Source organism: Rhizobium sp. Leaf321 (genome assembly GCF_001423215.1).
GTDB classification, from domain to species: Bacteria; Pseudomonadota; Alphaproteobacteria; order Rhizobiales; family Rhizobiaceae; genus Neorhizobium; species Neorhizobium soli.
In genome coordinates this window covers 358,257-383,997 of the sequence record NZ_LMOF01000008.1, presented here as the reverse complement: position 1 = coordinate 383,997, position 25,741 = coordinate 358,257, and the positions used below count along the sequence as shown (strand labels likewise).

Below are 25,741 nucleotides of genomic sequence, written 5' to 3'. Positions count from 1 at the left end.
GCCCAGACAGTGCGGCTGGGTTAAGCCCCTCCCCCTTGTGGGGAGGGGTTTGGGGCGGGGTCTTTTTGCTTTTTGACTACTTCGCGGCAGCAACCGCTTCCGGCAGGCGCTTCAGCGCGGCATCCGTGGTCAGCTGGCCATTCAGATGCTGGGTGATGACGTCGAGCATGGCTTCCTTGACGGCCGCCGGCTGGGCGTAACCATGGGCGAGCGAGCCCATCAGCGTGCCCTTGGACGAGGCTTCCGCCAGATCCTTCATGCCCTTCTTGGCGCAATCGTCGAACTTTTCGTCCGAGACGTCGGTCCGTGCAGGCACGGAACCCTTGACCGTGTTGAAGGCGATCTGGAACGCGGGATCTTCGACGGCGGATGCCATCTTCATCTGTGCGTCCTTCTGCTCTTCACCCACGTCGAACATCATGAACTGGTCAGCGTTGAACAGGACGGAGCCCTGTGTGCCGGGGAAGCGCATGCAGACGAAATCGGTGCCGGGGGTCTTCTTGGCGCGCAGCCATTCGCCCTTCGACCAGTCGCCCATTTCCTGAGCGCCGGCCTTGCCTTCGATGACGAGCGCGGTGGAGAGGTTCCATTCGCGGCCGGAGAAGTTGGGATCGAAATAGGTGCGAAGCTTCGACATATCGTCGAACACCTTCTTCATCGTATCACCCGACAGCGCCGTCGGATCGGCGTCGAGCACGGCCTTCTTGTAGAAATCAGGACCGCCGACGGAGAGAACCACGGCTTCCCAGAGGGTGCCGTCCTGCCACGGAACGCCGCCATGGGCGAGCGCGGTGATGCCCTGCGCCTTGAAGGCGTCGAGCATGGTGAACAGCTCGTCCATATTCGTCGGCTGCTTGCCGCCGGCCTTGTCAAAGGCAGCCTTGTTCAGCCACAGCCAGTTGGTGGAGTGAATGTTGACGGGGGCAGCAACCCAGTGGCCATCATACTTGGAAAACGCCTGCAGCGCTTCCGGAATGACCTTGTCCCAGCCTTCCTTGGCGGCGAGATCGTCAAGATTGGCGGCGACGCCCATCTCGGACCAGTCGCGCAGGTCGAAACCGAGCAGCTGGACGGCGGTCGGCGGATCGCCGGCGGTCACACGGGCGCGCAGCGCCGTCATCGCGGCAGAACCGGCACCACCGGCAACCGGCATGTCTTTCCAGCCGATACCCTGCTTGGCCAGGTTTTCCTTGAGCACGTTGAGCGCCGCGGCTTCGCCGCCGGACGTCCACCAGTGCAGAACTTCAACCTGTTCGGCTGCCTTTGCGGCGCCAGCGGTCAGCGCAATCATAGCCGCACCGGCGGCCAGTTTGCCGATCAAACGAATAGTCATTGAAATATCTCCCTCAAAGCCGGGCTCCTCTCCGGACATCGATTTATAACGATATAACCGATGTAAGTGTCAACCCCGTAGGGGACAGAATTTCTGTGATGCTAAAGATCCGGCATCACCCTGTTATAGAACGATAAAAGCGATCTTTCCCGTTTGCGACGGTGAAGAGTTGATTTGCCCTTGCCGAATTTGCGGCGTTTTGCAACGATACAAACAGGCCGCCTGGAGGGGCGCTGGAGGAGACAGGAATGCCGCTTGACGACCGGGATGACCGGGGTGAGGACATCGACCCGGATACGCTGCAGCAGGGACGCCCGGCGCGGCCGCACGCGAACCGCTTGCCCCGCGATACAGCCCAGAAGAAACCGACGCTGAAGACCGTCGCCGAACTGACCGAGCTTGCGGTCACGACCGTGTCGAGGGCGCTCTCCGACGATCCCCAGATTGCGCTCGAAACCCGCATCCGCGTGCGCCAGGCGGCCGAAGATGTCGGCTATCTGCCGGATCGCGCGGCGCAGCGGTTGCGCACCGGACGCACCAACGTGATCAGCCTCGTCCTTGATCCGCACGAGGAAATCCTCGGCTACGGCACATCGATGATCCGCGGCATGAGTGCGGCACTGCGCGGCACCAGGTACCACTTGGTGATCACGCCGCATTTTTCAGACACGCCGCAGATCGATCCGGTCAAGCATATCGTCCGCAACCGGATGGCCGACGGCATCCTGTTCAGCCGCACCGAAGCCGCCGACGAGCGCGTGAAATTCCTGATGGAACAGGGTTTTCCCTTCGTGTGCCACGGCCGCACCGAGCTTGCGACGCCGCATCCTTACGTGGATTACGACAATTACGCCTTTAGCTATCGTGCCGCGAAAAGCCTGATCGCTGCTGGCTGTCGGCGGCTGTTCATCATCCTGCCGCCCGCCCAGTTCACCTTCGCCCATCACATGCGCCACGGCTTCATGACGGCGGTGCGCGAGGAAGGCGTTGCCTTCGAGATTTCCGACCGTGTCTCGCTCGACAGCAAGTCCGATGCGATCCGCGATCACGTGGCGGAACGACTGGCGGCCGACGACGCGCCCGACGGCTTCATCTGCGGCGGCGAGGTCTCCGCCATGGCCGTGATGTCGGCAGCCTACGACACCGGCCGCATCATCGGCCAAGATGTGCGCCTGGTCGCCAAACAGACGTCCGGCCTGTTCGACCAGGTCCGCCCGCGTATCGAAACGATCTACGAGGACCTCGCGGAGGCGGGTCGTCTTATGGCCGCGCTGCTTCTGAAGCAGATGGGTGGAGAGGTGCCGGTCGAGGAACTGCAGGCGCTGCAGACGGTGTAATGAAGGGGACTTCGGCAGCCCCAACCTCCCCTCATTTTTGTGCTCGCCACAGGAACCCAGCCGACGCGTCCGCAACCCCCGCCCCCCTCATTCCTGTGCTTGTCACAGGAATCCAGTGGCGCCGCGTCTGCGGCGCTGAAGGGTCTTTTCACGCGAATGACTTCGCGTGGCTGGATCCCTGTGACAGGCACAGGGATGAGGAGGAGAGGAAACGCTTCCCCTCCTCCCCCAAGATCTACCGGCAACTCATACTCGTCCGCGACGGCCTGTAAGAGCCGCCACCCCTCAATCCTCTTCGACAAACACCTCTTCGCGCTTCTTGCGGACGCTTGGCAGGAAGACGACGATGAGCACGATGGCGGCAAGCGCGAGCAGGCCGGCGCTGATGGGGCGGGTGATGAAGGTGGTGGCGTCGCCGCGCGAGAGGATCATTGCGCGACGCAGGTTTTCTTCCAGGAGCGGGCCAAGAACGAAACCGAGCAGAAGCGGTGCCGGCTCGCAGCGCAGCTTCAAAAGCACGTACCCGAGCAGACCGAAGAAGGCGACGGCATAGAGATCGAAGACGTTGGAATTGACGCTGTAGACCCCGATGGCGCAGAACGCCATGATGATCGGGAAGAGCACGTAATAGGGGATCGTCAGAAGCTTTACCCACAACCCGATCAGCGGCAGGTTGAGGATCACAAGCATCAGGTTGCCGATCCACATGGACGCGATGATGCCCCAGAACAGCGCCGGCTGTTCGACGGCAACGTTCGGACCTGGAACGATGCCCTGGATGATCATCGCGCCGACCATCAGCGCCATGACCGGGTTGGCCGGAATGCCGAGCGTCAGGAGCGGGATGAACGAGGTCTGTGCACCCGCATTGTTGGCCGATTCCGGCCCGGCAACGCCGGCGACCGCGCCGTGGCCGAATTCTTCCGGATGTTTCGATACCTTCTTCTCGACCGTATAGGACGCAAATGCCGCAAGGATCGCGCCGCCGCCCGGCAGGATGCCGAGGATGGAGCCGATCGCCGTGCCGCGCAGAACGGGGCCGACCATCGCCTTGAAGTCCTCGCGCGACGGCATCAGGTTGGACACCTTCGCCATCAGCACGGTGCGGGTCTTTTCGCTTTCGAGATTGCGCAGGATTTCAGCGATACCGAAGACGCCGACTGCGACCGCGACGAAGTTCAGACCGTCGGCATATTCCCGGATTCCGAGCGTGAAGCGCGGCGTGCCGGTGTAGATATCGGTGCCGACGAGGCCAAGCAGCAGGCCAAGGCAGACCATGGCGAGCGCCTTGATGATCGACCCGTGAGCAAGCGCGATCGACGAAACGAGACCGACGACCATCAGCGAGAAATATTCCGCGGCACCGAACTGCAGCGCGATCGAGGTCAGCGGCGGCGCGAAGATCGCCACAAGAAAGGTGGAAACCGTGCCGGCGAAGAACGATCCGATGGCAGCGATGGCAAGCGCCGGTCCCGCCTTGCCCTTGCGCGCCATCTGGTAACCGTCGATGGCGGTGACCGCCGACGAAGATTCGCCGGGCATATTGATGAGGATGGCCGTGGTGGAGCCGCCATACTGCGCGCCGTAATAGATACCCGCGAGCATGATCAGCGACGACACGGGTTCGAGCTGGAAGGTGATCGGCAACAGCATGGCGATCGTCGCCGTTGCGCCGATGCCGGGCAGGACGCCGATCAGCGTGCCAAGCAGCACCCCGATGAGGCAGAAGAACAGGTTCTCGATCGACGTGGCGGTGGAGAAACCGAGGGCGAGATTGTTGAATAATTCCATGAACCGAGCCCCTTACATGCCCAGCCACGGCCCGAACCGCCGGAACGGCAGACCAAGACCATAGCTGAAGACGAGAACCGAAAAGACCGTGAGCAGAGCCGCCAGGATGACGGCCATCAACGGCTTCATCTTGTGCGAGGCGAATGCCGCGATCAGCGCCGTAAAGAAGATCGCCGGCACGAAGCCTAAACCGCGCACGGTGAGACCAAAGAAGATCGGTGCCGGCAGGATGAAGGCCATCCCGCGCCAGGCAAGCGCACCCACCGGTTCGCCGTGAACGCGAATGGCCTGGAAGACGATCACGCCGCCCAAGAGCACGAGAACGCAGGCGAGGATGAACGGAAAATAGCCCGGCCCCATGCGAAGCGCCGTGCCGAGTTCCAGTTCGATCGATTGATAGGCAAAGAACAGGCCGGTCAGCATGAGCGCCAGCCCGCAGACCAGATTGGTCCTGTCGATATTGAGTGAATTCATGATGGCTCCGAAATATTGGAAGAGCTCTGCGGATCTGCGCCGCGGGTCGGCATGGTCGCTAGCAGGAGTGTCGCTTGCCGGTGGGGTCCTTGCAGACGTTCGCGCCGATCAGCGGTCGATCTGAGCGATCAGCTTGCCGGCAATTTCTCCCCCGCGGGGGAGAAGGACGAAAGGTTGCGGGCTCCAAGGCCGATCGAGCAGAACCCCTCACCCTGCCCAGAGAGGGGCCAGGGTGAGGGGCAGTGCCGTGACGAGAGATCAGTCGGCGTACTGGCCGGCTGCCTCGATGACCGGCTTCCAGCGGGCGATTTCGCTTTCCAGCTTGGTCTTCAGCGCCTCAGGCGTGGCGTCGGCTTCCGGCGAAGGCTTGGTGCCGAGTTCGCCGAAACGGGCAACGACGTTCGGGTCTTTGAGTGCCACCTTGAGTGCCGCCGACAGCTTGTCGTTGGCTTCCTTCGGCGTGCCCTTCGGCGTGTAGATGCCGTGCCAGATGCCCACTTCCATCTGCGGATAACCGGCTTCCTTGACGGTCGGCAGGTCCTTCAGGATGTCGAGGCGGTCAGCGGAGGTGACGGCGTAGGCCTTTACCGTGCCGCCCTGGATCTGCTTTGTCGTATTGGTGGTCTGGTCGCACATGATATCGACCTGTCCGCCGAGGAGATCGGTCATGGCCGGGCCGGTGCCCTTGTAGGGAACGGTCACGAGCGGCGTTTCGATCGAGCTCATGAACAGCATACCGCAGAGATGCGACGCAGCGCCGATGCCGGCATTGGCGACCGTCACCTTGTCCTTGTTGGCCTTGGCGTATTCGATCAGGCCCTTGAAATCGGTGGCTTCCATGTCCTTGCGGGCGAGAAGCGTCATCGGCACTTCCGTGACGAGACCGACATATTCGAACGCGTTCAGCGTGTCATAGGCGAGCTTGCGATAGAGCGTGGCGCTGGTCGCCATGCCGATATGGTGCAGGAGGACGGTATAACCGTCTGCTTCCGCATTGGCGACGCGGCCGGCACCGAGCGAACCGCCGGCACCGCCGACATTCTCGACGACGATCTGCTGGCCGAGATCGCGCGACATGGATTCAGCCACAAGACGCGCAACCGTATCGGTCGGGCCACCGGCCGCAAACGGTACGATCATCGTGATCTGGCGTTCCGGATAGCTCTGCGCATTGGCAGAAGCCGAAAACAGCGACATTGCGGCCAGAGCCGTTGCGCCGATCATGGCGTTGACGATTTTCATGAATTGTCCTCCCGAGCGTGAAAATCAGCATGCAAACTGGTGTGCTGGCGACAGTCCTCCCCCGCCAGCCTTGGTGCCATTTGCAGTGGTGATTTCACTGGCCGCAATCAGGCGGGACGCAGCGTTGCTAAGTTTATCGCTGGCGTGCAATGCAGCATGGGTGGATTAGGGAACAATCACATCAAAGCCTGGGTGGAAATCCACCCAGTGCGGGGTTTCAAGACTTAGTTCGTCACCCATTCAATCGTCCTGAAGCATCTGGTCGGCCGAGATCAGCCGCTTGTCGAGCCCGTGTTTCTGCATCTTTTCGTAGAGCGTCTTGCGCGAAATGCCGAGCGATTCGTAGACGGGGCGCAGCGCACCGCCATGGGCAGCGATTTCGCCGGCGATCAGGTTGCGCTCGAAGGCGGCGACCTTGTCTGCCAGCCGACCGGCCGGATCGCGAAGCCTGCCGTTGGAATCCGTCGACGGAAGATCGAGACCCAGCACCAGCCGATCGGCGGCGTTGCGCAACTCGCGGACATTCCCCGGCCAGGCCTGGTCGCCGATCGTGGCAATCACATCGACGGGAACGTCGAGATCGTCACGGCCATAGCGGGCGGAGGCTTCGCGGACCAGCTGCAGAAACAGAAGCGCGATATCGGCCCGCCGCTCCCGCAGCGACGGCACATGGATGGTTGCGACGTTGAGACGGTAGAGGAGATCGGCACGGAACCGGCCGGCTGCGACCTCCGCCTCCAGATCCACCTTGCTGGTGGCGATAAAGCGGACGTCGAGCGCCACGGTTTCGTTGGAGCCGAGCCGGGTGATGACCCGCTCCTGCAGGACGCGCAGGAATTTTGCCTGCAGGTCGAAGGGCATAGAACCGATCTCGTCGAGCAGGATCGTGCCGCCGCGGCCGTGCTCGAACTTGCCGTAGCGCGGCCTGATCGCGCCGGGAAAGGCGCCCGCCTCGTGGCCGAACAACTCGCTTTCGATCAGCGTTTCCGGAAGTGCCGCGCAGTTGATGGCGATAAACGGCCGGTTGGCGCGCGGGCTGACATCGTGCAGCGCCCGCGCCACCACTTCCTTGCCGGCGCCGGTCTCGCCGATGATCAGCGTATCGGCATCGGTGGCGCCGATCGCGCGGATCCGGTAGCGCAGGTCGACCATCACCTGGGTGCGGCCGGGCATGCGGGTTTCCAGATCGTCGCGCTTGCCGGCCACCGCCTTCAGTCGGCGGTTCTCCATGACCAGCGCGCGGCGATCGAGCGCTCTGCGGATGACACCAGCCAGATGCTGCGGCGTGAACGGCTTTTCCAGAAAATCATAGGCGCCCTCGCGCATCGCCTTGACCGCAAGCTGCACATCGCCGTGGCCGGTGACGAGAATGATCGGGATTTCCGCATCGAGTTCGCGCACCCGCTGCAGAAGCGTCATGCCGTCTGTTCCGGGCATGCGGATATCGCTGACGATAACGCCCTCGAAGCCGAAACCGGCAAGCTCGAGAACATGATCGGCATTGGAAAAGGTCTGCACTGAGAGCCCGAACAGCTCCAGCGCCTGGGCGGTGGATCGGCGCAGCTCCTCTTCGTCGTCAACCAGCAAAACCCTTTGCGCCGCATCCCTTGCTTCGCTCACTCGGCAGCCTCCATCAGGTTTTCATCGGCAATGTCGAGCTCGATGGTGAACACGGCCCCCCCATCGGGATCATCGGTGACGGAAAGGCTACCACCGAAATCCTTGACGATGTTGTAGGAGATCGACAACCCGAGGCCGAGACCCTTGCCGATGCCCTTGGTGGTAAAGAAGGGATCGAAGATGCGCTCGCGAATCGACGCCGGCACACCCGGCCCGCCATCGCGCACCTGCACCGTGATGGTATCGTGGGTTCTTGATGCCGAAACGGCGATGCGCCGGTCGGCTAGTCCCTCGACGGCATCTGCGGCATTGCCGATGACGTTGACCAGCACCTGCTGCAGACGGATCGAACCGGCCCTTACCTTCGGAAGGTTAGCTGGGATGTCGACGACGAGATCCGCATCGGCCGCCTTCAGCCGCGCCGCGACGATTTCCAGCGTGTCGTCCATCACCTCCTGCAGCGAAACGGCACCGAGCTTTTCGTTCGGCTTGCGGGCGAAGTTGCGCAGATGCTTGCTGATCGAGGCCATGCGATCGATCAGTGCCGATATGCGTCTAACGTTGTCGCGCGCCTCTTCCGTGCGGTCGAGATCCATCAGCACGCCGGCTGTCTCTGCATAGGTTTTGGCCGCGGCGAGCGGCTGGTTGAGCTCGTGCGACAGCGCCGCCGACATCTGGCCGAGACCGGCAAGCTTGCCGGCTTGGATGAGATCGGCCTGGGTCTGGCGCAGCCGCTGTTCGGTCGCCCGGCGCTCGGCCACCTCCTCCTCGATCTGGGCGTTGACGCGGGCAAGATCGGCGGTGCGCTCGGCAACCCGGTGTTCGAGCGCATTCTGCGCTTCCGCTTGGAGATGCATGCGCTCGGCAAGCCGCGCCCGGCGCTGCAGGATGACCGCAAGCCCGAGGACGGCGAGACACAAAGATAGAAGCAGGGCAGCGACGGTCGTCTTTGCCTGGGCATGCACGGACCCGGTATCCATCAGCACGCTGACGGTCCAGCCGGCGTCGGGCATCGGTTGCGACACGACGAGATATTCCCGGTCGCCACCGTTGTCGGCAATCGTCATCACCTCGTGACCGGCGAATTCGCCGCGCCGCACCGGCAGCTCGCGCAGTTTCGCATCCGCATAGCGCCGCGAGGTCTGGGTGCGGGCGATGCGCCCCGGCGACAGCGGCAGGGTCGTGGCATAGAGCCATTCCGGCCGGCTGGTCATGAAGATGATGCCCTCGGGGTCGGCAACGAAGATGCGGTCTTCGGTGCCTTGGGCGGTCCCCTTCCCCCAGCTGTCCTCGACCAGATCGATATCGACCTTGAAGACGATGACGCCGCGGATCACCCCGGCGATCTCGATCGGCGACGAGAAGTAGTAGCCGCGTTTGAGCGACGTCGTGCCGAGCGCATAAAAGCGCGACTGGCGGCCCTTCGCGGCTTCCTGGAAGTAGGGACGGTAGGAAAAATTCTCGCCGACGAAACTGACGTCGCTGTCATGGTTGCTGGCAGCGATCGTCTGCCCGTCCATCGTCATCAGATAGATGTCGGAGGATTTGAGGAGCGCGTTGGTGTCTTTCAAATAGGCGTTGGTGGCGGCCTGCAGGGTTGTGTTAGACGGATCAAGCACGAAAGCCTCGACATTCTGCTGGTCGGCAATCAGCGCCGGCAGCGCCTCGTAGCGCTTCAGGTGCCCGTCGAGACCGGAAACGGCAAGCCTCAGCGTGGTGTTGGCCTGCGCCTTCGCCTCCTCCATGTAGCCGCTCGCGATCATGCCGGCGCCCTGGACATAGATGCCCAGACCGATCATGACCGCCACGCCCGCCGCTGCAAGGATTGCGTATCTCACCAGATGCCGGGCTCCTCCTCCCAACTCGTCCTCGGTCGTCACCTTAAAATCCGGCACTGGCGAATTCCACTAAAACTTGCGAAGACTTGTTTTCACCGGCATCCGTCGGCGGCGGCAAAGGGAATCATCATGAGTTACATGCTTGCACTCGTCATCGGCGCGGTGGCCGGACTTCGCGCCATGACGGCACCGGCGATCGTCAGCTGGGCGGCCGGTCTCGGCTGGCTCGATCTCTCCGGCACCTGGCTCGCCTTCATGGGCTCCAAATGGGCCGTGCTGATCCTGACGCTGATCGCCATCGTCGAATTCATCACCGACCAGTTGCCCTCGACGCCGAGCCGCAAGGTGCCGCAGCAATTCGGTGCGCGCATCTTGACCGGCGCGCTCTCGGGTGCTGCGATTGGAATGCCCTACGGCTACTGGCTGGCCGGCCTCGTCTCCGGCATTATCGGCGCCGTGATCGGAACGCTGGGTGGCGCCGCAGTGCGGGCAAAGCTTGCCGCCCATTTCGGCAAGGATGCACCGGCAGCCTTTATCGAGGACGGCGTGGCCGTCGTCGCAGCCCTGATTGTCATCCTGCTTTTGCCGGGAACGCCGGCCGCCTAACGGAGATCTGAGCATCATGCAGACATTCGACGCGATCATCATCGGCGCCGGCCAGGCCGGGCCATCGCTTGCCGGACGCTTCAACGACGCGGGCAAGACCGTCGCCATCGTCGAGCGCAAGCATGTGGGCGGCACCTGCGTCAACACCGGCTGCAAGCCGACCAAGACGCTGGTGGCAAGCGCCTACACCGCGCATCTTGCCCGCCGCAGCGCTGATTACGGCATCGGCATCGGTGGCGAGGTGACGGTCGACATGCCGGCTGTGATGCGGCGGGCGTTGAAAGTGACGATGGACAGCCGCGGCAGCAACGAAAGCTGGCTGGAGAAGATGCCCCACTGCACGCTGATCCGCGGCCATGCGCGCTTTGAGAGCGCCGAGACGATCCGCGTCGGCGACGAATTGCTGACGGCGGCGCAGATTTTCCTGAATGTCGGCGCCCGCGCCACCATTCCGGATTTCGAGGGCGTCGACGACATCCCCTATATGACCAACAGCGACATCGTCGGGCTGGACAGGGTGCCGGAGCATCTGGTGATCATCGGCGGCAGTTATATCGGGCTTGAATATGCGCAGATGTATCGCCGCTTCGGCGCGAAGGTAACCGTCGTGGAGCGCGGCGAGCGTATCGTCAGCCGCGAGGATGCGGAGATCTCGCAATCCATCCATGAGATGCTGGAAGCCGAAGGGATCGTCATCAGAACGGGTGCCGACTGCATCCGCTTCAGGAAGACGGACGACGGCATTGCAGTCGGCCTCAGTTGCGACGAAGGCGAGCCTGAAGTCATCGGCTCCGACGTGCTGCTGGCGGTCGGACGCCGTCCCAACACCGACGATCTCGGGCTCGACAAGGCAGGCGTAACGCTCGATGAGCGCGGCTACATTGAGGTGGGCGACGATCTGTCGACCAGCGTCGCGGGCATCTGGGCGATGGGCGACTGCAACGGCCGCGGCGCCTTCACCCACACCGCCTACAACGACTTCGAGATCGTTGCGGCCAATCTGCTCGATGGCGAGAGCCGCAAGGTCTCCGACCGCCTGCTTGGTTATGCGCTCTATACCGACCCGCCGCTCGGCCGTGTCGGCATGACCGAGCACCAGGCGGTGAAGGCAGGCCACAAGGTTCTCGTCGGCACGCGGCCGATGAGCCAGGTGGGACGTGCCGTGGAAAAGGGCGAGACGATCGGCCTGATGAAGATCGTGGCCGATGCGGAGACGAAAAAGATCCTGGGCGCCGCCCTTCTCGGCACCGGCGGCGACGAGGCGATCCACGGCGTGCTGGACATGATGAATGCCGGCGCGACTTATGATGCCCTGCGCTGGGCCGTGCCCATCCACCCCACCGTTTCGGAACTGTGGCCGACCGTGGTCCAGTCGATGAAGCCGGCAGGCTGACGAAACCATCAGGAATGGCGGGGCGTTCACGCGCTGCGGCGCGCTCGCTGACAATCCCGTCATTACAGGAATTTAACCTTCTCCCTCCCTTTGCAACGGGGGGGAGTTTGCTTAGACTTCACCCATCGTCGGCACAATCGAAGGCCGCCGGCGACGGGAAGACATCAGAGCGATCTCCCCCAACATCCATTCCACGACGGGAGGCCACAGATGAATACACCTGCATTCAATGCGGCGATGGAACCGCGGGAACTGGATTTCCTGCAGCACGTCTTCGATGCCGCCTGCGCCGAACGCGGCTTGTCTGGCGAAAGCACGGCGGCAAAGAACCTCGCGGCCGAGATCATCGATCTCTACCAGCACGGCGCCTGCGACGAAGGCGCCCTCCAGCATCGGCTGGACCTGTCAGGTCTTCTGAAAAGTCAGGACTGAAGCAGAGGCATCTACTACCGCTTCGCCTGGAGATCCCGCTCGTCGCGCATCAGGAATATCCGCGTGATGCTGTCGATATTGTCGTTCAGCCATTCCGCCATGTCTTCTTCCTCGGACAGGATGTGTTCGAAGACGGCGACGGCTTCCGGTTCGTCCAGTTCGTCGGCAGCGGCTATCAGCACCTTGTAGGTCGCGATTTCCGTGTGCTCGAATGCGAAGGCAGTCGTCATCGTCTTGATGACCTCGTCGCTGACCAGCAATCCGCCGACACCTTGGGCCGTTGCGGCAAGCTTGGCGGTCATGTCCTTGAAGGTCGGCGTCGTCACGGCGAACTTTTCCAGCATCTCGGTCAGCGCCGCGACGTGGCCGCGGGTTTCCTCGAGATGCTCCAGAACGCGGTCCTTGAGATCCGGGTAGCTTTCGATCCGGCGTGCCTGAGCTGTCAGAAGCGTGACTGCCTGTTCCTCCATCGCATGGGCATTGCGTAGCCAAGTAATGAAATTGTCCCGCGCATGCGTCATGTTCACGTCCTCCTCGTTACGTCTTCCCCCGGGTCGATTTGGTACGCAACGACTGTAAACCCGTCAACGTCCGCGATGTTCCAGCGTCCCTGGAACATCTAGCAGCTTAGCGCGTTAATGGGCCACGCAATTGACGGGGGTCAAAAGGTGGACGTGTCTAATTTTTCTTCAAAAACTTCGCCGAGCCAGACAGGCTCTTCCGCACTTTCGTCCTGGCGCCGGTCGGAGCCATCCGGCCGTGCGATCATTCGACCCGGCCGCAACGTCTGGCGCAGCGCCGAGGCCGAGCGCGTCGGCTTCCTGATCGATGGCGAGGAATACTACCAGCGCCTGGACGACGTGTTGAAACAGGCCGAACGGTCCGTGATGATCCTCGGCTGGGACTTCAACCCTGGTATCAAGCTGCGTCCGCGCGATCCTGATTGCCCGACGCTTGGTGCCACGCTGCGCCGCATGGTCGAGGAAAAGCCGGAACTGGAAATCCGTATCCTCGTCTGGGGCATGGGCCCGGTCTATTCCGGCAAGAGCCTGAAGATGTTCGGCAAGATGGACTGGAACGACCATCCGCGCATCGAACTGCGCTTCGATTTCGAACATCCGCTGCGCGCCAGCCATCACCAGAAAATCGTCGTGGTCGACGACAGGACCGCCTTTGTCGGCGGCATCGATCTGACCGCGCGCCGCTGGGACGACCGTGGGCATGCTTGCATCAACCCGGCCCGCACCTCCCCCGACGGCACGACCTATGGTCCCGTTCACGACATGCAGACGATCGTCACTGGCGATATCGCCCGGCTGATCGGCGACGTGACGCGCCGGCGCTGGAAAAAGGTGACGAAGATCGAGCTCGAACCGGTCACGGTTGCGGGCGAAGCCGCTTGGCCGCAGGATCTCGAACCCAATCTCACCAATTGCCGCAGCGGACTTGCGCTGACCGAGCCGTGGAAATGGAAGGGTCGCCGCGGTCATCGCGAGGCGATCAAGCTTACCCATGATGCGCTGAAGGCAGCCGAGCGGCACCTCTATATCGAGACGCAGTATCTCGCCTCCTTCGGCGTGGCGCGCACACTTGCCCGCAAGCTCAAGGCAGCGCAGGGCCCGGAAATCGTCATCATCGTGACGCGCGAATCCCACGGCTTCCTCGAAAAGCTGATGATGGGCAACAACCGCACCCGCCTGATCCGCCGCCTGAAGCGCGCCGATCGCTACGGCCGGCTGCGGATCTACTACGCCACGACCCCGGATGCCGACGGCAACGATCGCGAGATCATCGTCCATTCCAAGCTGATCGTCGTCGACGACCGCTTCGTGCGGGTTGGCTCGTCCAACCTCAACAACCGATCGGAAGGGCTCGATACGGAATGCGATATCGCGCTCGAGACTGTCGAGGCCGCGTCGCAGAAGGCAATCCTTGATCTGCGCGACGATCTTCTGGCCGAGCATCTCTGTGCCAACAAGGAAGATGTCTCGCGCATCATTCAGCAAACCGGATCGATGCTGGCGGCGATCGACATCCTGAACGTCAACCCACGTTGCCTGCGGCCTTTCGAGGTGGATACGCTGAAGGGCGAGATCACCTCGCTGATCGGCACCGGCATTGTCGATCCGAAACAGCCGTTCTGGCCGATCCCGGAGATCAAGTCCGGGATCAGGAAGCTGTTTTCACGCCTTTCCTTCCGCCGCGCGGCCTGAATAGGCACTTCCCTGACGCCGGTAATAGGCCTCGCTTGCGATCAGCACCGGTACGCCGATCGCGAGCGGCACGAAGAAGTAGAGGACGCGGAAGGCGATCAGTGCGCCGATCGCCGATGTGCCCGGCAACAGGTTCAGCATGACCGCTTCCAGCACGCCGAGACCGCCAGGCACGTGGCTAACCAGCGCGCCGAGATTGGCGGTCACGTAGGCGCTGGCGACCTGCAGGAATCCGACATCGGTAAACGCAAGCAGCAGCTGGCGGATTGCGGAGGCGACACAGAGGAAATTCAGTGTGCCGACGATGATCTGGCCGATCGCGAGCGACAGATCCGGCGGCGTGAAACGCCAGGAGCGGACGGGCAACGGCCGGCGCACGAAAGCGCAAAGCAGTAGATAGGCAGCCGGCACGGCCAGACAGGCGACGCCGATGGCGGCCCTCTCTCCCCTGCCAAGGCCGAAGAAGTCGTCCGATCCATTGACATCGAGCAGCATGGCAATGCCGCCCAGTGTGGCAAGCCCCAACCCAACAGTCGCGCCGCAAAATACGATGACCTTGGCGATGTCCTGAGGCTGAAGGCCCCAGCGGGAGTAGAACCGGTAACGGACCGCGCCGCTGCTGAGCGCTGCCATGCCGACATTGTGGCCGATCGACAGGCTTGCGAAGGACGCGAGTGCCGTCTTATGGTAGGCAAGCGGCTTGCCCGCATAGCGCACGCCAAGCGCATCGAACATGCCAAGGCAGGCATAGGAGAGAATGACGAAGCCGAACGCGGCCACCAACCGAATGCCGGCGATGGACAGCACGGACTCCTCGATTTCGTCCCATGTGTAGCGTTGCAGGCTGCGGTAGACGAGGAGTGCGGCAAGGCAGACCGCGGCAACCACAAGACATTTGATGAGGGGCCGCCAGATCTTCATTCCATCTCCATTCATGCTGTGCAGGGTGGAACGAAATGACTGTCCAAGGTGTTCCCGCGCTATGATCGATGCGCTTCCCAAACCGCCCTCCGACACCTCGCCTCAAACTTCCTCCCGGCGCCGCCTGAAAATTCTGAGCTACAACGTGCATAGCTGCATCGGCACCGATCGACGGCTTGATCCCGCGCGGATCGCCGACGTCATCTCGGAGTTGAAGCCTGATATTATCGGCCTGCAGGAACTGGATGTCGGCCGCTCGCGCACCGGTGGCGTCGATCAGGTCGATATCATCGCCCGCGAGGTGGAGATGGACTACCATTTTCACGCGGCGCTGCATGTGGCCGAGGAACGCTACGGCGACGCCATTCTGACATCCCTGCCGCTGAAAGTGATCAAGGCCGACATGCTTTCCTCGATCGGCGAGCAGCGCGGCGCAGTCTGGGTGGAAATCGACGTCGGTGGCAAACCGCTGCAGGTCTTCAACACCCATCTCGGACTCCGCGGTAAAGACCGGATGGCGCAGATGACGGAGCTGACGGGCCCGGACTGGCTCGGCGGCCTCGAGAAGGAAAACCCGGCGCGCATTCTGATCGGCGACTTCAACTCGACACCGATCACGAGGACCTACCGGCATGCGGCCAAGCGCCTGACCGATGTGCAGACGGCGCTTGTCAAACCGTGGCGGGCAACGTTTCCGTCCCGCTTTCCGCTGCTTCGGCTCGACCACATCTTTGTTTCCGACAGCATCAAGGTGATCGATGCGGAAGTGGTCTCGACACCGCTGACGCGGCGGGCATCCGACCACTTGCCGTTGTTGGCGACGATTGAAATCTAGTTGAGCAACCGCTCCGACCGTTTGGCTTCCTTGAGCAGCCGGACGACGTCCTGATCGGTGGTTTCCGGGAAATCCTCGTAGTGGTCACCGACATCGCCGAATGATGGCGGGATCGACAGGCAGACCACGTCTTCAACCTTGTCCCTGATTGCATCGAGCGTGTCCTGCGAGGCGACCGGTACGGCAAGGGTAATGATCGCGACACCCAGCTGCCTGAGCGCGTGGATGCTGACCTCCATCGACCCGGCATCGGAAAGCCCCTCATCGATCAGTATGACGTGACGCCCGGCAAGATCCTGCTCGTCGGCGTGATCCTCGCCGAAATACATCCGGTGATGGCGGTCGACCTCGGCGATCTGATGCTGCCGCTCCTCGTTAAGATAGCCAGGAGGCAGGGGAAAGCGCCGCACGTTTCCCTCGTCGATATGGACAATTGGTTCTTTAGCGTCGACAACGGTGCCGATGCTTAATTCCGGGTGGCCGGGGGCAGCGATCCTGCGCAGGATCAAGAGATCGAGATGCAGTCCAAGCCGCTGCGCCACTTCGAACGCCACCGGCACGCCGCCGCGCGGCACGGCGACCACCACGGGATCGCCGGCGACAGAGGACAAGGATTGTGAGATTTGCAGTGCCTCGGCCAGCTGCCGGCCGGCATCACTGCGATCGGCAAACTCGGGCGTTGCCGTTTCCGCCTTGCGGGCCTGCACCCGTTTCCAGAAATGACCCAATCCCAGCATCGCATCCTCCTCCCAGGCTTCGATCCGTTCTTGCGGTGTAACCGACAGGATATCGGATCGTTCCGGGCAAGAAAAGGATTTCACACTTTCTGCGGGAACAAACCGCTAGGGGTTCGTGTTCACGGACTTGTAGGTCGCATCCATCAGCGCGACCGGCAAAGTCACAATCTCCCCAACTGGCGCTTCCTTCGGGAAGCGCCTTTTTCACGTCTGCCGTTCTGCTCCGTTACCTTCGGGAAAGCGCCACAACGTAACGCGCCGGGACCTTACCGGGATTGAAGAAGACGCAGTCGGCGGGCGGCCCCAGCATGAGACAATCGCCCTCCTTCAAAGAATGCAGCACCGTGCCTTCGATGAAATCGAGCGCGCCCGCGAGAAGCCAGATCTGCTGATGCTGGAAGGCGAAGGCGGAGGCCGGATAGGGAACGCGCACGGCAGGCGGCAGCAGAACCTCGATCAGTTCGAGCGGCGCATTGGGCGGCGACAGTGCCCGGCGGGTATAGCCGGTCTCGGGATCGGTCCAGACCGGCTGACCGGACTGGACGCGCAGCCGCTCCTCCCCGCCTTCCGCCAGTGCCAGAAGCACCGACAGCGGCAGGCCGAAGGCGCCGGACAGCCGGCCAAGCACGGCGGCCGATGGGCTCGCCTCGCCACGCTCGATCTTGCTGATCATCGCCTTCGACACGCCAGAGCGTTCGGCGAGGTCCGCAAGCGACCATTTGCGTGTCTCGCGTTCCGTTTTGAGACGCGATGCAATAGCATCTCCAACATCTGCTTCCATGGCTTTATCCGCTTGCCTCCGAACGATCGTCTTCTATAGTGGACGATAGGAACTTATAAGAGACGCACCAGATCTGCAACGCGGGGGAATGCTCTTTGCGCGAAATCCGATTCAACGCCTTCGACATGAACTGTATCAGCCACATCCAGCACGGATTGTGGACGCATCCGCGCGACCAGTCCAACCGTTACACCGAGCTTGCCTATTGGACGGATTACGCCAAACGGCTGGAGGCCGGCCTGTTCGACGGGATTTTCCTGGCCGACGTGGTGGGCGTCTACGACGTCTACGGCGAAAGCCCGGATGCGGCCTTGAGGGGCGCCGTGCAGGTGCCGGTCAACGATCCGATGCTGCTGGTGCCGGCGATGGCCGCCGTGACCAAGCACCTATCTTTCGGAGTCACCGCGAACCTCACCTACGAGCAACCCTTCCTGTTTGCCCGCCGCATGTCGACGCTCGATCACCTGACCGGTGGTCGCATCGGCTGGAATATCGTGACGGGCTATCTCGACAGCGCGGCCAAGGCGATCGGCCTCGATGCGCAGATGGCGCATGACGATCGCTACGATCTCGCCGACGAATACATGGACGTGATCTACAAGCTGCTGGAAGGCAGTTGGGACGACGATGCCGTCGTGTTCGATCGCGCCGCCGGAGTCTATGCCGATCCGGCCAAGGTTCGAAAGATCAGCCACGAAGGCCGGCAGTACCGGCTGGACGCGATGCATCTTTCCGCCCCCTCCCCGCAGAGAACGCCGGTTCTCTATCAGGCCGGCTCTTCCACCCGCGGCCGCGCCTTTGCCGCCACCCATGCCGAATGCGTCTTCGTCAACGGCCAGAAGATGGAAGGCGTGCGGGACCTCGTCGACGATATTCGCGCCCGCGCGATTGCCGGAGGCCGAACCGCCGATGATCTCAAAGTCTTTGTTGGCGCAACGATCATCACCGGCCGCACGGAAAAGGAAGCGCAGGAGAAGTTCGAGGATTATCGCAGCCATGCCAGTTCCGAGGCGGCCCTTGTGCATGCCAGCGCATCGCTCGGCATCGATTTTGCGCGCTACGATCTCGACGAACCGATCCAGACCGGCAAAAGCGATGCCATCGTCTCCAATGTCGAGGCGATGACCCGCAGCGCCGGACCGCAATGGACGAAGCGAAAGCTGCTGGACCAGATGATTCTCGGCAGCCGCCAGATGCCGATGGTGGGCTCTGCCGAGCAGATCGCCGACCGTCTCCAGGAGTGGATGGAGAAAGCCGATGTCGACGGCTTCAACCTGTCGCGCACCGTGGTGCCGGAATGTTTCGACGACGTGATCGAGCTGGTGATCCCCATTCTGCAGGAACGCGGCGTCTACAAAACCGGCTATCGCGAGGGCACGCTGCGCGAAAAACTGTTCGGTGCACCGAGATTGCCGGCCCGGCATGTGGGCGGTCGTTACCGGACGGGAAACAAGGATTGAGTGCCGATCACCCATGCCGCGCCATTTGCTCCGGCGCGGCGTATTTGCTAGAGGCGGCCCATCCTAATCCTCGAACATGAGGCCTATTCATGCGCTATGCCACGATCACCGACCGTCTCGCCCATCTCGGTTCAGGCCGCTGGGCGCTGCATCTGACTGCAAGGCGCATGAAGGCCGAGGGCGAGGACGTGGTCGAGCTGACGATCGGCGAGCCTGACGTCGTGCCCGACAAGGCGCTGCTGGATGAAGCCGCGCGCGCCATGTATGCCGGCCGCACCCGCTATTCCAACGGAAGAGGCGAGCCGGATACGCTGAAGGCGCTTGTTGCGAAATATTCGAAACGCCGCAGCAGCGTGACGGAAAAGAACTTCCTCTGCTTTCCAGGCACCCAGAGCGCGCTTTACTGCGTCATGACCGGTCTGGTTGGCGCTGGCGATGGCGTGCTGGTCGGCGATCCGCTCTACGCGACCTATGAAGGCGTGATTGCCTCCACCGGCGCCCATATGATCCCCGTGCCGCTGCGGCCGGAGAAGAAATTCCACATGCAGCTGGACGATCTGGAACGGGCCGTGACGCCGGAAGCACGCGTGCTGCTTCTGAACACGCCGCACAACCCGACCGGTGCCGTTCTGTCAGCCTCCGAAATCGCAAGGATCGGCGAGATCTGCCGCAAGCACGATCTCTGGATCATCTGCGACGAGGTTTATGAGCAGCTGATCTTCGACGGCACCAGCTTTGCCTCACCCTTTGACATGGCGGAACTGGCGGAGCGCACGATCGTGGTCTCGTCCATCTCCAAGTCGCACGCGGCACCCGGATTCAGATCCGGCTGGGCAGCCGGCCCGGAGGAATTTTGCGAACGTCTGCTGCCGGTGTCCGAAATCATGCTGTTCGGCGTGCAGCCCTTTATTGCCGACATGACCGCAATGGCGCTGTCTGAAAACTTCCCGACAGCCGACGTGATGCGCGCCAATTATCACAGGCGCGCCGCGATCGTCGAAACTGTGCTGAAGGGCAACAATCTGGTCAAGCCGATGATGCCGGAAGGTGGGATGTTCATCCTGCTCGACGTGACGGCAACAGGCCTCGGTGGCGAGGAATTTGCCTGGGAACTGCTGCGCGAGGAAAAGGTGGCAGTCATGCCCGGCACGTCCTTCGGCGATCAGGCGGCAGGCTTTCTGCGCATATCGCTGACGGTGCCTGATGATGTGCTGGAGGGAGCGATCCGCCGCATCGGCGAACTCGCCGGCCGGATCGCGGCGCGCGAAGAAGCGCCGCCGCATATCCAGTAGTCTCTCACCCGCGGCGACCGCGCGTGGAAGTCTCAGCCGCCGATGTCGCCGGCGTCGGCCTCATGATCGCTCGGGACGCCGGAGCCTTCGGCTCCAGCCGCCTTGCGGGCGCGATTGAGTTCGACGGTTGCCTCATCCGTCTTGCGCACTGACCCATCCTCGCCGGTACCAAAGCTCTTCTCGACCTTGTGGTCAGCCTGTACATCCTCAGCCGCATCGGCGGCCGGGTGGATGCTATCCCTTGACTGTTCGGAAACCTTGGGCTGGCTGCTGCCGAACCGGGTCGCTTCCTTGGAAGCCGTATCGGCTGCGAGGTCGACGTCTTTGTGGTCTGACATAGCAAGTCTCCCTTGTTCCCAAGGAGAACACGGGCCGGCCACCATCGTTCCATCCGAACTGGGAGGCCCAATCCCTGATCTAGGCTCCCTCGCCCTTCTTCGCTTTGAGCGCGTCCAGCGCATCGGCATTGTCTCGACCCCAACCGTAGAGCAGATCGATCAGCTCGACGAAACGCTTGCCGAGCGGCGTCAGCGTATAGTCGACTGCCGGGGGCACCGTGCCATAGACGCGCCTGATGACAAGACCCGAGGCTTCCATGTCGCGCAGGGTCTGGGTCAGCATCTTCTTGGAAATGCCGGGCAGGCTGCGCAGCAGAACGCCGGTCCGCGCACAGCCTTCCAGCCGCGTATCGAGCACATGCAGGATCATGCTCGTCCATTTCGAGGAGAAAAGGTCGAGGACGCGGCGCGGTGCGCAGTCTTCGCGCCATTCGTTGTCAGGTGAGCCTGGCTGCATGATCTGTTCCCCATCTGGTTACGTCAGGGTGCCTATGTCCCATTCGGGTGCCTTCTGGCACAGTCTGCCGCAAGACACTAGATCAGGCTCAGAACGACAGGAGCAATTATGACAAAAAAAGCATTGATCGTGGGCGCAAGCGGCATTGTCGGCAGCGCAACAGCAAAGGTTCTGGGCGACGACGGCTGGCAGGTTCTCGGCCTGTCGCGCACACCGCAGCAGCAGACGAACGTGACACCGGTGGCCGCGGATCTTCTCGATCCGGCCTCGCTTTCGAAAGCGCTGGCGGGTCTTGATCCCTCGCATGTGTTCATCTCGAGCTGGCTGCGGCAGTCGACCGAAGCCGAAAACATCCGCGTCAACTCGTCGATGGTGCGCAATGTCCTCGACGCGCTGTCTCCGGCAGGCTCCGTCAAGCATGTGGCGCTGGTGACGGGCCTCAAGCATTATCTCGGCCCGTTCGAGAACTACGGCAAGGGCGCCCTGCCGCAGACGCCGTTCCGCGAGGAACAGGGCCGGCTCGAGGTCGATAATTTCTACTACGCCCAGGAAGACGAAGTGTTTGCGGCAGCCGCCCGCGACGGCTTCACCTGGAGCGTCCATCGCCCGCACACGATCGTCGGCAAGGCTGTCGGCAATGCCATGAACATGGGCACGACGCTTGCCGTCTACGCTGCGATCTGCAAGCACACCGGCCGCCCCTTCCGCTTCCCGGGCGTCGAGATGCAGTGGGAGGGGCTGACCGACATGACCAGCGCCAACCTTCTCGCCCGCCATCTCCTGTGGGCTTCCACGACACCGGGTGCAGCCAACGGCGAATTCAACGTCGTCAACGGTGATGTCTTCCGCTGGAAGTGGATGTGGAGCCGCATCGCCGCCTGGTTCGAGCTGGAACCCGCCACCTTCGATGGCACCGTACAGCCGCTCGAAAAGCAGATGGCCGAGGATGCTGCGATCTGGCGCGAGATTGCAGAACGCCACAATCTGGCCGAACCGGACATGAACCGCCTCGTGTCGCCCTGGCATACGGATGCCGATCTCGGACGCCCGATCGAAGTCGTCACCGACATGTCGAAAAGCCGCCGTCTCGGCTTCCTCGAGTACCAGCCAACCGACGATGCCTTCTTCGATCTGTTCGAAGATCTGCGCGCAAACCGTCTGATCCCGTAAAGAAAGCTGAGTGCCGATACGTTGGATCGGCACTGAGAATAACGGTGCCCGGGGATTTCTTCCCGGGCGCTTTACGGCTTCATGGTTCCCAGTTGAACTTCCTGATTCAATGCTCTTTCAACCAAGCCATTAGCTCTTCCTGAAAAGCCTTATCTCCGATTCTGAGCATATCAATATAAAGGCCGGGAGCGAGTTCGTCGTAATACTGCTCCGGGTTGCGCGTCGTGATGATGAAGTACATCTCCCATGTTGCCAAAAGAATTGTTTCCATGGTTTCTCCCTCGCGGCCTGCATTGGATACGGCAAACTCGGCCAAAGCCCTCACGAACCAAGGATGATGCTCTTTCGCCTCCAATAGCCATCGATCGATCCGCGCGGCATCGCCAGGGCTCTCTATTCCTTCCCCGATTTGTGACATCATCAGATTGAACATTTTGGAAGAAGGAGGCCATCGCCGCTTTGGCTCCTGAACAAAATTTAAATGGCAGGCCCTACAACGAAATCGCTGTGTGCCCCGCACTATCCCGTTCTTCACAGCATCTCTGCTATGGCACTCGGGACAGTTATAGTCCTCGTGTTCATTGGTAGTATCCACCTTATTTCCGCTCCCGTGAAGGGCGCCTGCGCCAGCTTCTCAACTCCCGTAGAAGCGAGCTGATTGCTGCGATCAGACCGGTGGTGGCGACAATAGCTGCAGTTAGCGAGAACAAATCCAATTGCCACTCCTGATGGCTGTTCGATATGCACCTTAGGATATGACTTGCCGCCTCATCTGCAACGATGAATTTTACGCAAAATTAAGAGATAGATGGAGCGCGAGAAAAGTCTGGACGCTTCAGAATTCGGACAAAACCGGCTCGGTAGCATACCGATACCCATCTGCCACTGCATCCTGCGACGGAGGGCAATGCCCTACTTATCCCGTCCGTTTATCGTCTTCTGCCGCCGGCTCCCAGCCGAACACGCTGCGTCCGCCCCAGTCGTGCGAGCGCGAAAACTCGCCGGCGACGATTTCCTTGAGGTCGGGGCCGGTCACGTATTTTTCGAGCTGGCGGGCCTGGTCGTCGAGGCGGCGCAGTGCCTGCATTTCCTCGTCGCGGCCAAGCCTTGCCTTGCCGACGGCCGATTTCATCACCCTGATCGTCTCGTCATAGACCCGGATCGGCACCGGGAACGGATGCCGGTCCTTGCCGCCGTGGGCGAGCGAAAACCGCGCCGGATCGGAAAACCGGCAGGGCGCGCCGTGCACGACTTCGGCGACCATGGCGAGCGCCGACACCGTGCGGGCTCCGACGCCAGGCGTCAGAAGCAGATCCTCGAAATCCTTCGGGCCACGATCGGCAGCGGCGGCAAGCGTGCCATGCAGGCGCTTCATGTTGACGTCTTCTTCGCGGACGTCGTGATGATCAGGCATGATCAGATGCGGCAGCATCGGCTGCGACAGATCCTTCTTGCGCTGCCGGCCCGGATCGATCGCGATCACTTCGCGGACAATGCGGTCGGGACCGAGCGATGCGAGCAGATCGAGCTGGCCGTGGCGCGAGGCCTCTGCCCGGTGATCGGCGAGGTTGACGATGTCGCCCTGGCCGCGGCCCTCGATCGCCGCATGCGGCGAATCCACGAAGCTTTTCAGGCCCTGCGACTGCCAGTGATAGCGTCGCGCCTGCTTCCGGTCACCGTTCATGCCCTGCTGGACGACGACCCATTTGCCATCGTCGGTGACGATGAAACCGTGCAGATAGAGATCGAAACCATCCTGAACGGCGGCGCTGTCCACCTTGGCGACGAGCCGGCTGGTCTTGGCAAGCGCGAAACCATCGATGCCGACGCGGTTGCCGATGGCGATCAACTCGTCCGGCGTCTGCCGCGAATTGCGACCGCGACCGCCGCAGACATGAATACCAAGTTCGCCCGACATGGGCGTCAGTCCGCGTTTGAGCGCGCCGATGACGCTGGTGGTGATGCCGGACGAATGCCAGTCCATGCCCATCACCGCCCCGAAGGATTGAAACCAGAACGGATGCGCCAACCGGCTGAGCAGCTCGTCACGGCCGTAGTGAAGGACGATGGCTTCGGTGATGACGGCGCCGAGCTTGGTCATGCGGTCGCCCAGCCACCGGGGAACCCGGCCGCCATGAAGCGGAAGATCGGCGCTGCCTGCTCTCTGAACCATGGTTCCTTATAGAGCCGACAGCCGCTTTACGACAGCGAAAAGTTCCGCAAACGTTCTTCCAGAAGACCGATGGTTTCGACATCAGCGTTGGCGAAGGCAAACCGCAGATAGCCATCCTGCGCTTGCCCGAAATAGACGCCGGGGATGCAGCTGATGCCGGCGCGTTTGGCGAGCTGTTCGGCCACTTCCGCCGAGCCCTTCCCCGGGTAGGGATGCCGCACGAAGGCGAAATAGGCGCCGATCGCATCGAGCTTCCAACCGGAGACGCCGCGCATGACGGCTTTCAGCGCTTCGGCACGACGGCCGATTTCCTGACGATTTTCCTCGCGCCAGGCGGCGAGCAGCGGCAGCGCTTCGGCAACGGCTGCCTGGGCGGCACGCGGGGCGCAGATCTGCAGATTGTCCATGATCTTGGCGATCTGACCGATCGCCGCCTCGCCGGCGGTGATGGCGCCGAGCCGGTGACCGGGAATGCAGAAGGATTTGGAAAAGCTGTAGAGGCTGATCAGCGTTTCTTCCCAGCCGGACTGCGAAAACAGGCCATGGGCACGGCTTCCGGCTTGCGGCAGGAAATCGCGATAGGTCTCGTCGAGGATCAGCCAGATGCCTTTTTCCTGACATAGCCTAAAGATCGCCTCGAGCAGGGACGCCGGATAGATGGCGCCGGTCGGATTGTTGGGCGACACCAGCGCCAGCGCTTTCACCCCATCCGTCATCGCCGCTTCGAGCGACACCAGATCCGGCAGGAACCCGTTTTCGGCAGAACAAGGCACGAAGGCGGTGCCGATGCCCATCATCGCAAGCGTCGTTTCATGGTTGAAATAGAACGGCTCGGTCATCAGGATGGTGCTGCCGGGACCGGCGACCGTCATCGCCGCGCAGACGAAAGCCTGGTTGCAGCCGGAGGTGATGTGGATGTTTTCTTCGCCAAGTGCTGCGCCATAGACCTCCGAGACGTGGCTTGCATAGCCGGTGCGCAGAACCGTCTCGCCCTCGATCGGGCCGTAGCCGGTATAGGCCTTGGACGACGCCGCCTCGCCGAGGAGCCGCAGCATGTCCGGATGGGCGGGGTAGCCGGGCACCGCCTGCGACAGGTCGATCAGCGGCCCCAGAGCCTTGTCATAGGCACGCCCCCAGGCCGCGACGGCTGGAACCGGTGGCAGGGACAGTTGTTCGATCAAGGGGTTGAAGCGGGCATTCAGGCGCGGATGGGAGGCGGGCATGGGGTCTCGACGAAATCTTGGGAAGGTGCATCAGGAATTGATTGCCCTTGTTGTTTATCAGATTATCCTCGGAGG

Annotated in this window: 24 protein-coding genes; 9 read left to right on the top strand and 15 right to left on the bottom strand. The window is 62.1% G+C overall.

What is annotated here, in order from left to right; genetic code table 11:
- Window positions 1-76 precede the first annotated feature (76 nt).
- Window positions 77-1,327 carry an ABC transporter substrate-binding protein gene (locus tag ASF70_RS18875; protein WP_174197229.1) on the bottom strand — a complete coding sequence of 417 codons (1,251 nt, stop codon included), beginning with the start codon at window positions 1,325-1,327 and terminating at the stop codon, window positions 77-79.
- 254 nt (window positions 1,328-1,581) lie between these two features.
- On the opposite strand from ASF70_RS18875, the gene ASF70_RS18870 reads away from it, so the two are divergent.
- Window positions 1,582-2,670 (top strand): LacI family transcriptional regulator, encoded by a 1,089-nt coding sequence (locus ASF70_RS18870; RefSeq protein WP_082471978.1) that lies wholly within the window; start codon window positions 1,582-1,584, stop codon window positions 2,668-2,670.
- Window positions 2,671-2,955: 285 nt separating this feature from the next.
- Here ASF70_RS18870 and ASF70_RS18860 read toward each other — a convergent pair whose 3' ends face one another.
- The 5 genes from ASF70_RS18860 to ASF70_RS18840 all read right to left on the bottom strand — a co-directional run bounded on the left by ASF70_RS18860 (window position 2,956) and on the right by ASF70_RS18840 (window position 9,596).
- The gene (locus tag ASF70_RS18860; RefSeq protein WP_062581938.1) at window positions 2,956-4,461 is read right to left on the bottom strand and encodes a tripartite tricarboxylate transporter permease; all 1,506 of its coding nucleotides are present in this window, start codon (window positions 4,459-4,461) and stop codon (window positions 2,956-2,958) included.
- Window positions 4,462-4,473: 12 nt separating this feature from the next.
- A complete protein-coding gene (locus tag ASF70_RS18855) occupies window positions 4,474-4,935 on the bottom strand; it encodes a tripartite tricarboxylate transporter TctB family protein (RefSeq protein WP_062461489.1) in 462 nt (153 codons plus the stop codon).
- Window positions 4,936-5,193: 258 nt separating this feature from the next.
- Window positions 5,194-6,177, bottom strand: a complete 984-nt coding sequence (locus ASF70_RS18850; RefSeq protein ID WP_062461492.1) for a tripartite tricarboxylate transporter substrate-binding protein — start codon at window positions 6,175-6,177, stop codon at window positions 5,194-5,196.
- A gap of 240 nt (window positions 6,178-6,417) precedes the next feature.
- Window positions 6,418-7,797, bottom strand: coding sequence for a sigma-54 dependent transcriptional regulator (locus ASF70_RS18845; RefSeq protein ID WP_062581936.1), 1,380 nt, complete (start codon window positions 7,795-7,797; stop codon window positions 6,418-6,420).
- On the bottom strand, window positions 7,794-9,596 hold the full coding sequence (locus tag ASF70_RS18840; protein ID WP_082472027.1) for a sensor histidine kinase: 1,803 nt from the start codon (window positions 9,594-9,596) through the stop codon (window positions 7,794-7,796). Before ASF70_RS18840 ends, ASF70_RS18845 begins: the two co-directional genes overlap by 4 nt.
- A 168-nt stretch (window positions 9,597-9,764) precedes the next feature.
- Between ASF70_RS18840 and ASF70_RS18835 the strand changes: the two genes are divergently transcribed.
- The 3 genes from ASF70_RS18835 to ASF70_RS18825 all read left to right on the top strand — a co-directional run bounded on the left by ASF70_RS18835 (window position 9,765) and on the right by ASF70_RS18825 (window position 12,066).
- Window positions 9,765-10,241 (top strand): DUF4126 family protein, encoded by a 477-nt coding sequence (locus ASF70_RS18835; protein WP_062461499.1) that lies wholly within the window; start codon window positions 9,765-9,767, stop codon window positions 10,239-10,241.
- A 13-nt stretch (window positions 10,242-10,254) separates the two neighbouring features.
- A complete protein-coding gene (locus ASF70_RS18830; protein ID WP_200943572.1) occupies window positions 10,255-11,634 on the top strand; it encodes an FAD-containing oxidoreductase in 1,380 nt (459 codons plus the stop codon).
- Window positions 11,635-11,844: 210 nt separating this feature from the next.
- Window positions 11,845-12,066 (top strand): hypothetical protein, encoded by a 222-nt coding sequence (locus ASF70_RS18825; RefSeq protein ID WP_062461504.1) that lies wholly within the window; start codon window positions 11,845-11,847, stop codon window positions 12,064-12,066.
- Window positions 12,067-12,080: 14 nt separating this feature from the next.
- Here ASF70_RS18825 and ASF70_RS18820 read toward each other — a convergent pair whose 3' ends face one another.
- Window positions 12,081-12,587, bottom strand: coding sequence for a ferritin-like domain-containing protein (locus ASF70_RS18820; RefSeq protein ID WP_062461507.1), 507 nt, complete (start codon window positions 12,585-12,587; stop codon window positions 12,081-12,083).
- A 153-nt stretch (window positions 12,588-12,740) separates the two neighbouring features.
- On the opposite strand from ASF70_RS18820, the gene ASF70_RS18815 reads away from it, so the two are divergent.
- The gene (locus ASF70_RS18815) at window positions 12,741-14,279 is read left to right on the top strand and encodes a phospholipase D-like domain-containing protein (RefSeq protein ID WP_062583051.1); all 1,539 of its coding nucleotides are present in this window, start codon (window positions 12,741-12,743) and stop codon (window positions 14,277-14,279) included.
- Here the strand turns inward: ASF70_RS18815 and ASF70_RS18810 are convergent.
- A complete protein-coding gene (locus tag ASF70_RS18810; RefSeq protein WP_062581932.1) occupies window positions 14,250-15,200 on the bottom strand; it encodes a lysylphosphatidylglycerol synthase domain-containing protein in 951 nt (316 codons plus the stop codon). The two genes, ASF70_RS18815 and ASF70_RS18810, sit on opposite strands and share 30 nt — an antisense overlap.
- 61 nt (window positions 15,201-15,261) lie before the next feature.
- On the opposite strand from ASF70_RS18810, the gene ASF70_RS18805 reads away from it, so the two are divergent.
- A complete protein-coding gene (locus ASF70_RS18805; RefSeq protein ID WP_062581929.1) occupies window positions 15,262-16,035 on the top strand; it encodes an endonuclease/exonuclease/phosphatase family protein in 774 nt (257 codons plus the stop codon).
- Here ASF70_RS18805 and ASF70_RS18800 read toward each other — a convergent pair.
- Complete coding sequence (locus tag ASF70_RS18800; protein ID WP_244474082.1) at window positions 16,032-16,742, bottom strand: phosphoribosyltransferase family protein; 711 nt, start codon at window positions 16,740-16,742, stop codon at window positions 16,032-16,034. The two genes, ASF70_RS18805 and ASF70_RS18800, sit on opposite strands and share 4 nt — an antisense overlap.
- A gap of 256 nt (window positions 16,743-16,998) precedes the next feature.
- Window positions 16,999-17,553 (bottom strand): XRE family transcriptional regulator, encoded by a 555-nt coding sequence (locus ASF70_RS18795; protein ID WP_062581925.1) that lies wholly within the window; start codon window positions 17,551-17,553, stop codon window positions 16,999-17,001.
- A 95-nt stretch (window positions 17,554-17,648) separates the two neighbouring features.
- On the opposite strand from ASF70_RS18795, the gene ASF70_RS18790 reads away from it, so the two are divergent.
- Together ASF70_RS18790 and ASF70_RS18785 are read left to right on the top strand one after the other, a co-directional pair.
- Window positions 17,649-19,013, top strand: coding sequence for an LLM class flavin-dependent oxidoreductase (locus ASF70_RS18790; protein WP_244474081.1), 1,365 nt, complete (start codon window positions 17,649-17,651; stop codon window positions 19,011-19,013).
- An 89-nt stretch (window positions 19,014-19,102) separates the two neighbouring features.
- Window positions 19,103-20,305, top strand: coding sequence for a pyridoxal phosphate-dependent aminotransferase (locus ASF70_RS18785; RefSeq protein WP_062581923.1), 1,203 nt, complete (start codon window positions 19,103-19,105; stop codon window positions 20,303-20,305).
- Between the two features lie 32 nt (window positions 20,306-20,337).
- On the opposite strand, the gene ASF70_RS18780 is transcribed toward ASF70_RS18785, so the two are convergent.
- Both ASF70_RS18780 and ASF70_RS18775 read right to left on the bottom strand, forming a co-directional pair.
- On the bottom strand, window positions 20,338-20,643 hold the full coding sequence (locus ASF70_RS18780) for a hypothetical protein (RefSeq protein ID WP_062581921.1): 306 nt from the start codon (window positions 20,641-20,643) through the stop codon (window positions 20,338-20,340).
- A gap of 79 nt (window positions 20,644-20,722) precedes the next feature.
- A complete protein-coding gene (locus ASF70_RS18775; protein ID WP_062581919.1) occupies window positions 20,723-21,100 on the bottom strand; it encodes a helix-turn-helix domain-containing protein in 378 nt (125 codons plus the stop codon).
- Between the two features lie 108 nt (window positions 21,101-21,208).
- Here ASF70_RS18775 and ASF70_RS18770 point away from each other — a divergent pair, with 108 nt between their 5' ends.
- Window positions 21,209-22,270 (top strand): SDR family oxidoreductase, encoded by a 1,062-nt coding sequence (locus tag ASF70_RS18770; protein ID WP_062581917.1) that lies wholly within the window; start codon window positions 21,209-21,211, stop codon window positions 22,268-22,270.
- 106 nt (window positions 22,271-22,376) lie between these two features.
- On the opposite strand, the gene ASF70_RS18765 is transcribed toward ASF70_RS18770, so the two are convergent.
- The 3 genes from ASF70_RS18765 to ASF70_RS18755 all read right to left on the bottom strand — a co-directional run bounded on the left by ASF70_RS18765 (window position 22,377) and on the right by ASF70_RS18755 (window position 25,666).
- Complete coding sequence (locus ASF70_RS18765; RefSeq protein WP_156461880.1) at window positions 22,377-22,691, bottom strand: hypothetical protein; 315 nt, start codon at window positions 22,689-22,691, stop codon at window positions 22,377-22,379.
- Between the two features lie 495 nt (window positions 22,692-23,186).
- Window positions 23,187-24,443, bottom strand: a complete 1,257-nt coding sequence (locus tag ASF70_RS18760; RefSeq protein ID WP_062581913.1) for a DUF763 domain-containing protein — start codon at window positions 24,441-24,443, stop codon at window positions 23,187-23,189.
- Between the two features lie 26 nt (window positions 24,444-24,469).
- Complete coding sequence (locus tag ASF70_RS18755) at window positions 24,470-25,666, bottom strand: aminotransferase (protein WP_062581911.1); 1,197 nt, start codon at window positions 25,664-25,666, stop codon at window positions 24,470-24,472.
- Between the last annotated feature and the right edge of the window lie 75 nt (window positions 25,667-25,741).

What these genes read in the sequence shown, in the direction of transcription:
- ASF70_RS18870 (WP_082471978.1), top strand. Translation starts at nt 1,582, where the DNA reads ATGCCGCTTGACGACCGGGATGACCGGGGTGAGGACATCGACCCGGAT.
- ASF70_RS18860 (WP_062581938.1), bottom strand. Translation starts at nt 4,461, where the DNA reads ATGGAATTATTCAACAATCTCGCCCTCGGTTTCTCCACCGCCACGTCG.
- ASF70_RS18855 (WP_062461489.1), bottom strand. Translation starts at nt 4,935, where the DNA reads ATGAATTCACTCAATATCGACAGGACCAATCTGGTCTGCGGGCTGGCG.
- ASF70_RS18850 (WP_062461492.1), bottom strand. Translation starts at nt 6,177, where the DNA reads ATGAAAATCGTCAACGCCATGATCGGCGCAACGGCTCTGGCCGCAATG.
- ASF70_RS18840 (WP_082472027.1), bottom strand. Translation starts at nt 9,596, where the DNA reads ATGATCGGTCTGGGCATCTATGTCCAGGGCGCCGGCATGATCGCGAGC.
- ASF70_RS18835 (WP_062461499.1), top strand. Translation starts at nt 9,765, where the DNA reads ATGAGTTACATGCTTGCACTCGTCATCGGCGCGGTGGCCGGACTTCGC.
- ASF70_RS18825 (WP_062461504.1), top strand. Translation starts at nt 11,845, where the DNA reads ATGAATACACCTGCATTCAATGCGGCGATGGAACCGCGGGAACTGGAT.
- ASF70_RS18820 (WP_062461507.1), bottom strand. Translation starts at nt 12,587, where the DNA reads ATGACGCATGCGCGGGACAATTTCATTACTTGGCTACGCAATGCCCAT.
- ASF70_RS18810 (WP_062581932.1), bottom strand. Translation starts at nt 15,200, where the DNA reads ATGAAGATCTGGCGGCCCCTCATCAAATGTCTTGTGGTTGCCGCGGTC.
- ASF70_RS18805 (WP_062581929.1), top strand. Translation starts at nt 15,262, where the DNA reads ATGATCGATGCGCTTCCCAAACCGCCCTCCGACACCTCGCCTCAAACT.
- ASF70_RS18795 (WP_062581925.1), bottom strand. Translation starts at nt 17,553, where the DNA reads ATGGAAGCAGATGTTGGAGATGCTATTGCATCGCGTCTCAAAACGGAA.
- ASF70_RS18785 (WP_062581923.1), top strand. Translation starts at nt 19,103, where the DNA reads ATGCGCTATGCCACGATCACCGACCGTCTCGCCCATCTCGGTTCAGGC.
- ASF70_RS18780 (WP_062581921.1), bottom strand. Translation starts at nt 20,643, where the DNA reads ATGTCAGACCACAAAGACGTCGACCTCGCAGCCGATACGGCTTCCAAG.
- ASF70_RS18775 (WP_062581919.1), bottom strand. Translation starts at nt 21,100, where the DNA reads ATGCAGCCAGGCTCACCTGACAACGAATGGCGCGAAGACTGCGCACCG.
- ASF70_RS18770 (WP_062581917.1), top strand. Translation starts at nt 21,209, where the DNA reads ATGACAAAAAAAGCATTGATCGTGGGCGCAAGCGGCATTGTCGGCAGC.
- ASF70_RS18765 (WP_156461880.1), bottom strand. Translation starts at nt 22,691, where the DNA reads ATGATGTCACAAATCGGGGAAGGAATAGAGAGCCCTGGCGATGCCGCG.
- ASF70_RS18760 (WP_062581913.1), bottom strand. Translation starts at nt 24,443, where the DNA reads ATGGTTCAGAGAGCAGGCAGCGCCGATCTTCCGCTTCATGGCGGCCGG.
- ASF70_RS18755 (WP_062581911.1), bottom strand. Translation starts at nt 25,666, where the DNA reads ATGCCCGCCTCCCATCCGCGCCTGAATGCCCGCTTCAACCCCTTGATC.